The organism is Sulfurovum sp. (assembly GCF_036568385.1).
In the GTDB taxonomy this organism is placed as follows: Bacteria; Campylobacterota; Campylobacteria; order Campylobacterales; family Sulfurovaceae; genus Sulfurovum.
The window spans coordinates 1-6,918 of the sequence record NZ_DATCSP010000031.1 but is presented as its reverse complement, the minus strand read 5'-3'; the positions used below and the strand labels follow the sequence as shown (position 1 = coordinate 6,918).

Genomic DNA, 6,918 nt, shown 5'->3' with positions numbered 1-6,918 from the left:
TCGCCTACCAAGCCGCACTCGGGGATCATATCGATGAACGTACTGCACAAGGCCAAAGAAGCCATAGATATACCTATCTGTGCGATCGGCGGTATCTCCCAGACCAATATAGGAGAGATCGCAGCCACAAGAGCAGATATGATCTCTGTCGTCAGCGCAGCGTTTAAAGGCAACACACAAGAAAATGTATCAAATTTGATCAAAGGAATGAAAATATGAAATTAAAACTCGCTTTTGAATGGTTCCTCAACCCGGACCACTTACCGTTTTTAGTAGGGTTGCACAAAGGTTACTTTGAAAACCGCGGATTGGACCTTGAACTGATCGTTCCGGATGAACATTATGACGGGCTGGATGAATTGATCGCAGGGAACATACAGTTTGCGACCAATGAACCGCTGCACCTGATAGAACAGTTTGATGAAAAGTTTCTCTCTTTGGGAACCTATTTTGAGACCAAAGGCGGGGTACTGCTCAAAAAAGAGGCCTATGAGAAAGTGAAGAACGGCGAAAAGATCACTATTACCACACCGGTATCCAACGATGTGACCAATACGATAGGGTATGAGATCATCCGCCGTTATTTTGACAAAGAGGGTATCGCGGTCACAAAGGACCAGGTGCACTTTGAGCCTAACGGATTCCAGCATATCAAGTATATGAAAGAAGGTGCGGACGGAGGATGGCTCTACTTCTACAACTTCGAAGGGATAGAAGCACAGCACGAGGGAATGGACCTGCTTTATCTGGATGCAAAAACGTCAGGTTTTGCAAACTTCAGTGCCTTGGACCTTTTTGTCAACAAAGATTTCTATCATGCCAATGAAGCAGTATGTCAGGATTTTGATGCAGCGGTCAAAGAGTCGATCAGGTTTATGAACGAAAACCCGAAAGAGGCGATGGAAATCTACTATGATCATACCAATGAAGCTAGATCAGCACTGATGGATGATATACTTAAGGCAACATTGGAATGTTTTGATGAAAATTACAGTTCGAACTATGAGAAGTCTTTACCTATTTTGGAATTTTTCAGAGAGATAGGTATCACTTCTTTGCAGGATGAACGATTTAAGACAGCATTTTTACACTAAAGGGTGATGTATGAAAATAGCCGTATCCGGATGTTTGTTAGGGGAAGAGGTACGTTACAGCGGCGGTCACAGTGAAGATCGGTTTGTGACCCACAGTTTGGCGAACTATGCCCAGTTCGTTTCATTTTGTCCCGAACACTTAGCATTCGGTACGCCCAGGCCGACGATAAGACTGGTAGAAGATGGGAAGGACGGCTATTATGTGCAGAGCAGCAAAGGAGAGGCGGATGTCACAGGGCAGCTCCTGCAGAGCAACAACACTGAACTTCAAAAGATCCAGAATGAACCGATACGGGGTATCATATTCAAGTCCAAATCTCCTTCTTGCGGGCTGGGAAGCGCCATGGTCTACAGGTCGAACGGCTACTCCAAAGAGAAAGATGACGGTCTATTTGTAAAGATGTGCAAAGAGCGTTTTCCTTTATTGCCCATGGAAGAGGAAGGAAGACTGAATGACCCATGGCTTCGCGAGAACTTCATCATGCAGCTCTTTGCCTATGATGATTTTGAAAATTTCAAGGCTTCAAAGCCTGCGATGAAAGAGCTCGTTCAGTTTCATCAGTCATACAAATTTATGCTTCAGGCAAAAAACGAGATGATGTACAGAGAGTTGGGACAGATCGTAGGTAACCATGAGAAGCTCAAGTTTGATGAGATCTTGAGACAGTATGAAATTCTATTCAAGACGGCTATTGCGCAAAAAAGCTCTATAGGAAAGAATAGAAATGTACTGGAGCACATGGCAGGGTTTGTCAAGGACAAGATCACGAAGGTGGAAAAAGAGATGCTGCATGAACAGATACAGGACTATGCACACAAGATAGTCCCTCTCATCGCGCCGCTTAGCAGACTGCATATGTTTGCCAAGACGCATAATGTGGAGTACCTGCTCGACCAGAAGTTCCTGCACCCTTACCCAAAAGAGCTTGCGCTCCGGTCCGACATCAAGAGTGGCAAATGAAAAGGTTGGGCCTGCTGATACCGCTGCTTACTTTGGAGAGTGGTGCGGAAGGCAAGAACCTTTCCCTGCTCGAGCAGATGACACAACCCAAGATCACCTTTCAATCCGACTATCTTTCTGATGCTGGTTTTGAAAATTTTGATGCAAGTGTAAAAACGTACAAACAAGAGATGCGTATCAATAACGATATGTTCGGTTTTAGCTACAGCCGCTGGGAGTATGACTGGGAACGTGCCGATACTTTGCCCTTTTATAAAGCCAAGACACCCATAGAATCCATGCAGCGTGTCAAACTTCATGCCAATCTGCCGGTGTTCATCAATGAAAAGTGGTTCATGCTCAATGTGGTCAATGTCAATGCCACCTATGAGAAGGAGTTCAGCAACGCCTTTGGTGCCGGTGTGCTGAGCTTTTTGTCTTACAAGGTCGATGAGAAGCATGCCATACAGATGGGGGCATTTGCCAATTACCATCCGGTCAAGACCTTGGCTTTGCCAGTACTGGGTTATACCTACCGCCTGCGCGAAAAAGAGGGTCTGAGCGTCCTTCTTGGCTTTCCGAGAGTATACGTAGGGTACCAGATCAGCCCGAACTTACTCTTCAATGCGGGAATGATCTACTCGCAGGCGGTGATCCGTTTAGCGGATGACAGCGGCATAGAAGAGGGTGGATATGTCGAAGCGAAGGATTTTCAGTCGAATGTCGGGTTGCGCTATGAATGGAATGAGCAGTTGGAGCTGAGTGGAGATCTGCTGTATGCTTTCAAACGTGATTTTGCGATCTATGACCATCAGGCAGATGAGACAGAGAGCTACAGTATTGAACCCTCAGCGGGTTTGATGGTCAAGTTAAAGTATCGTTTTTAGAAGGTGAATGTACAGATGAAGCGAATAGTATGGTTTCGGCGCGATCTGAGGGTAGAGGACAATCCTTTGCTTGCTTTGGGCGGTGAAGTGTTTCCTGTATTTATCTTTGATACACAGATCCTCGATGCACTTCCACAGGATGACCGACGGGTCAGCTTTATCTTTGACAGGGTGCTGAAGCTGAAAAAGGCACTGCAGACAAAGGGTCTGGAACTGAAGATATTCTGCGGGGATCCGCTGGAGATATTTTCTGTACTGGAAGCAGAAGGCTTTGACGAGGTCGCTGCCAGCGGGGACTATGATGCCTATGCCAGGGAGAGGGACCTCCGGATCTCCCATATCCTTCATTTCAGATATCTGCATGATACCTACATCTTCAAACCGGAAGAAGTGCTCAAAGATGACGGCACGCCGTACCTGGTCTTTACCCCCTTTTACAACAAAGCCAAAGCACAACTGACCAAAGAGCATATGCAGGAATTTACCTTTGTCGACCAAAAGCTCTATCAGACCTCGTATGAAGGCATCACAAAACTGAATGGAGAGGAAGAAACGGTACTGCCCCTAACTATCAGTTCTGTCGGGTTTAGAGAGAATATGCCCCGGACCGATGAGGTAGAGAGCAAACTGGAACAGTTGAAAAAACATCTTCCGGTGTATGCAAAAGAGAGAGACTATCTGGACAAAGAGGCGACCTCTCAGCTCAGCATCGATCTTCGTTTCGGTACCATTTCGGTACGTGCACTGCTGCGCTTTTTAGTGGAACAGAAGAAAAGCGGTGTGGATACAGAGCCCTTTTTCAGACAGCTTGTGTTCCGTGATTTCTATGCCTATCTGCTTTTCCATTTTCCTGATCTTGCGACACATAACCATAAGTACCGATTCAACGGTATAGAGGATCAAGAGAAATATGCTGCGTTCTGTGAGGCCAGAACCGGAGTGCCTGTGGTGGATGCAGGAGTGAGAGAACTCCTGCAGACAGGAGGTATGCATAACCGTGTGCGGATGATCTGTGCATCGTTCTTTACCAAGGACCTTCTCTTGCCCTGGCAGTGGGGCGAGGCATTTTTTGCCAAGTATCTGCTTGACTATGACGCGGCATCGAACATTCTCTCCTGGCAGTGGAGCGCCGGTACGGGGATAGACCCCCAGCCTTATTTCCGTATCTTCAACCCTTATTTGCAGAGCAAGAAATTTGACAAAGAGGCAGGGTACATCAAAAAGTGGGTGCCGGAGCTCGCTTCAGTGGAGCCCAAGAAACTTCATGATGAGAGCTATTTGCTGCACCATACGATAGAAGGCTACCCCAAACCGATGGTAGTACACAAAGAGGCTTCACAAAATGCCTTGGCATATTTTAAACAGAGGCTTTAGGAGGTATTATGTTAGATTTACAAGAGATGCGTACAGAATATAGACAAGCGACACTTGATGAAAGTACTGTGCCTACAGATCCCTTTATACTATTTGAAACTTGGTTCTCACAAGCGGTAGAGACAAAGGTGAAAGACCCGAACAGCATGATATTGGCCACCAGTTCCAAAGAGAATATTCCCAATATACGTACCGTACTTCTGAAGATATTTGATGAAAAGGGATTTGTGTTTTTTACGAACTATAACAGTGTAAAGGCCAAAGAGATAGCAGAAAACCCTCATGTGGCACTGGAATTCCTATGGTTGGATCTGGAACGTCAGGTACGTGTAAAGGGAATATGTGAGAAGATCAGTACATCAGAGTCTATGTCCTACTTCATGAAGCGAACACGAGGCAGTCAGATAGGTGCGTGGGTGAGTGAGCAGAGCAGAGTGATCTCCTCGCGAAAGATACTGCAGATGCAGATCGAAAAGATGAAAGAGAAGTTTGCCAAAGGGAATGTGCCTCTGCCTGATTTCTGGGGCGGTTACAGGGTCATACCCTCAGAGATAGAGTTCTGGCAGGGAAGAGAGAGCAGGCTGCATGACCGCATCCTTTACACAAGAGAAAAGGAGGGATGGACCATCCAAAGGCTCGCTCCCTAGTGATCTTACCAGGGGCCCTGAAAGCGTGTTGGTTTGTGTTCACACAGTTTTTCATGTTTGGTTCTTCTCCCCTGTACGCGTTTACGCCAGCGTTTGTAGGCTTTGGGACCGATGAGCTTCCGTATGATCTTTTTGACCTGGTTCTCAGTGACGCCAAGCTGTTTCCGGATGATGTCAAAATGGGTACGGTCCTGCCACGCCATTTCGATCAGACGCTGTTTTTCTTCCTCGTTCATGAAAGCCCCCTGTATCCTTATGCGTGCAGCAGGAACTCTTCTAAATTGTTCTTGCCGTAGCTGATCTTTTCATCAGTATCTTTGATCTGTTTGGCGACCATCGCCATGATGGTCTTGACACCCCTGGTTTTTTCCGGATCGGTCAAGGGGAGCAGCCGTACCGTAAGGCTGGACTTTTTGGATGAGAGTTGTATGAAAAAGTTCTGGTTGACCCCGTTCTCGATGGCAAGTGCCTCTACCAACGCGGTTTCTTCTTTTGCATTGATGTATTTGTCCAGGACTTTGAGTATCCCTCCGTCTGTTTTCTGTGCAAACGGCGTCACGGCTTCATACGCCTCTTTGGTGTCATTGATGTTTTCCAGTACGATGTGCGGCATGGTCTTTCCTTGTAAATTTTTCATAGTGTATCTGAAGAAAAAAGCATTTTGTATCCCTGTTTTGTCGGTTCGTAGAATGGCAGTGACCCGCTTCAGAAAATCTTTCAAAAAATAGTTTGAAATCTTGATGCAAATCACAAAAAAAGGAGTAGAATTTTAAAAAATATTTCGGAGAAAAATGTGTCAACTTTGACCATCAGCAACTATACCCTAAAACACTTCGACCTGAGAGCAAAAGAGATCATGAACAGCTACCTCAAAGTGGTCAATGTCGATATCAGCGACTATACCTTTTCAGGCAATTATATATGGCTTTCCACTGCAACCGGATTTTATGCCATTGTCAACGATACGTTCTGTCTGTTCATCTTGAATTCGGGTGAGCTCTCCATGCTTCTTCCGCCTTTGGGAAAGCAGGAGAAGACCTTCGACGCGATGCTCCAATGTTTTGAGATCATGAATGCACATAATAGTAACAGGCACTATTCAAAAATAGAATATATCCATGAAAATATGCTTGAAGGTTTTGTGGATTATCTTGAAGAGGGGACGGTGATCTTTGATATGTTAAAAGATTTCATCATAGAAAAAAAACTGGTGGACTATATCTATAAAGTGGACAATCTTATAGAGCTCAAAGGCGATCAGTACAAATCAAAACGAAACGAGATCAACAAGTTTAAAAAGGTCTATATGGATCACAGGGTTGAGATCATAGATATCGAGAAACACCGGGAGGGGATCATACGTCTTTTTAACAAATGGGTCAAAGACAGGACAACCTACATGCCGAAAGAAGAGGTCGAAACATTTTTGGACGGTATTTATTTTGAAAGATTTGCCATCAAACGGTTGTTGAACGATTACAATAATCTCGATGTGGTCGGCATGGTCCTCTACATCGATGATGAGATCAAAGGTTTTACCGTGGGTGAGAGGATCAATGAACAAACTTCCAGCATCATTATAGAAAAGACTGATTTTGAGGTACTCGGATGTGCTCAGTTCATCTTCAGGGAATTCACCAAATACCTTAAAGAGATCTATCAAAGCGAGTATATCAATGTCGGGGATGATATGGGGTTTGAAAATCTGAAAAAAGTAAAAATGTCCTATCGTCCGGACAAGCTGATACCTAAATATACAATCTATCAGAAACAATGATCCTGCGCGCTACTTTAGACCATCTCAACGCATTGGCTGTATTGGAGAACAGACTCTTTTCCAGAGATGATTTCCCATTGAGCAGAGGTTCGTTCTCCTATCATATTAAAAGGAATGATCTGTTCGTCTTTATGCATGAGGGTGAAGTGGCAGGATATATTCTTTGGCTCAAAAGAAAAACGTATTATCGGCTTTATTC

Annotated in this window: 9 protein-coding genes and 1 pseudogene; 8 read left to right on the top strand and 2 right to left on the bottom strand. The window is 44.9% G+C overall.

The window, feature by feature from the left end; genetic code table 11:
* From VIM88_RS03605 to pdxH, 6 genes are all read left to right on the top strand, one after another.
* Positions 1–219, top strand: a 219-nt coding sequence (locus tag VIM88_RS03605) for a thiamine phosphate synthase (protein WP_331861516.1), incomplete at its 5' end; no start/stop codon positions are given.
* The gene (locus VIM88_RS03600; RefSeq protein WP_331861515.1) at positions 216–1,094 is read left to right on the top strand and encodes an ABC transporter substrate-binding protein; all 879 of its coding nucleotides are present in this window, start codon (positions 216–218) and stop codon (positions 1,092–1,094) included. The genes VIM88_RS03605 and VIM88_RS03600, both read left to right, overlap by 4 nt.
* A 10-nt stretch (positions 1,095–1,104) precedes the next feature.
* Complete coding sequence (locus VIM88_RS03595; RefSeq protein WP_331861514.1) at positions 1,105–2,055, top strand: DUF523 and DUF1722 domain-containing protein; 951 nt, start codon at positions 1,105–1,107, stop codon at positions 2,053–2,055.
* Positions 2,052–2,921 carry a hypothetical protein gene (locus tag VIM88_RS03590; protein ID WP_331861513.1) on the top strand — a complete coding sequence of 290 codons (870 nt, stop codon included), beginning with the start codon at positions 2,052–2,054 and terminating at the stop codon, positions 2,919–2,921. Before VIM88_RS03595 ends, VIM88_RS03590 begins: the two co-directional genes overlap by 4 nt.
* Positions 2,922–2,936: 15 nt before the next feature.
* Positions 2,937–4,295, top strand: coding sequence for a deoxyribodipyrimidine photo-lyase (locus VIM88_RS03585; protein ID WP_331861512.1), 1,359 nt, complete (start codon positions 2,937–2,939; stop codon positions 4,293–4,295).
* An 8-nt stretch (positions 4,296–4,303) separates the two neighbouring features.
* Entirely contained in the window at positions 4,304–4,942 is a 639-nt protein-coding gene (pdxH, locus tag VIM88_RS03580; RefSeq protein ID WP_331861511.1) for a pyridoxamine 5'-phosphate oxidase, read from the top strand.
* 5 nt (positions 4,943–4,947) lie between these two features.
* On the opposite strand, the gene VIM88_RS03575 is transcribed toward pdxH, so the two are convergent.
* Together VIM88_RS03575 and VIM88_RS03570 are read right to left on the bottom strand one after the other, a co-directional pair.
* The gene (locus VIM88_RS03575; RefSeq protein WP_331861510.1) at positions 4,948–5,178 is read right to left on the bottom strand and encodes a TIGR03643 family protein; all 231 of its coding nucleotides are present in this window, start codon (positions 5,176–5,178) and stop codon (positions 4,948–4,950) included.
* Between the two features lie 17 nt (positions 5,179–5,195).
* Complete coding sequence (locus tag VIM88_RS03570; protein WP_331861509.1) at positions 5,196–5,579, bottom strand: hypothetical protein; 384 nt, start codon at positions 5,577–5,579, stop codon at positions 5,196–5,198.
* A 156-nt stretch (positions 5,580–5,735) separates the two neighbouring features.
* Here VIM88_RS03570 and VIM88_RS03565 point away from each other — a divergent pair, with 156 nt between their 5' ends.
* Both VIM88_RS03565 and VIM88_RS03560 read left to right on the top strand, forming a co-directional pair.
* On the top strand, positions 5,736–6,719 hold the full coding sequence (locus tag VIM88_RS03565) for a DUF2156 domain-containing protein (protein ID WP_331861508.1): 984 nt from the start codon (positions 5,736–5,738) through the stop codon (positions 6,717–6,719).
* Positions 6,716–6,918, top strand: a pseudogene (locus VIM88_RS03560) (N-acetyltransferase); the annotation flags it as partial. The gene VIM88_RS03565 and the pseudogene VIM88_RS03560, both read left to right, overlap by 4 nt.

Excerpts from the sequence above, each read along its gene's own strand:
- VIM88_RS03600 (WP_331861515.1), top strand. The coding sequence starts at position 216 with ATGAAATTAAAACTCGCTTTTGAATGGTTCCTCAACCCGGACCACTTA.
- VIM88_RS03595 (WP_331861514.1), top strand. The coding sequence starts at position 1,105 with ATGAAAATAGCCGTATCCGGATGTTTGTTAGGGGAAGAGGTACGTTAC.
- VIM88_RS03590 (WP_331861513.1), top strand. The coding sequence starts at position 2,052 with ATGAAAAGGTTGGGCCTGCTGATACCGCTGCTTACTTTGGAGAGTGGT.
- VIM88_RS03585 (WP_331861512.1), top strand. The coding sequence starts at position 2,937 with ATGAAGCGAATAGTATGGTTTCGGCGCGATCTGAGGGTAGAGGACAAT.
- pdxH (WP_331861511.1), top strand. The coding sequence starts at position 4,304 with ATGTTAGATTTACAAGAGATGCGTACAGAATATAGACAAGCGACACTT.
- VIM88_RS03575 (WP_331861510.1), bottom strand. The coding sequence starts at position 5,178 with ATGAACGAGGAAGAAAAACAGCGTCTGATCGAAATGGCGTGGCAGGAC.
- VIM88_RS03570 (WP_331861509.1), bottom strand. The coding sequence starts at position 5,579 with ATGAAAAATTTACAAGGAAAGACCATGCCGCACATCGTACTGGAAAAC.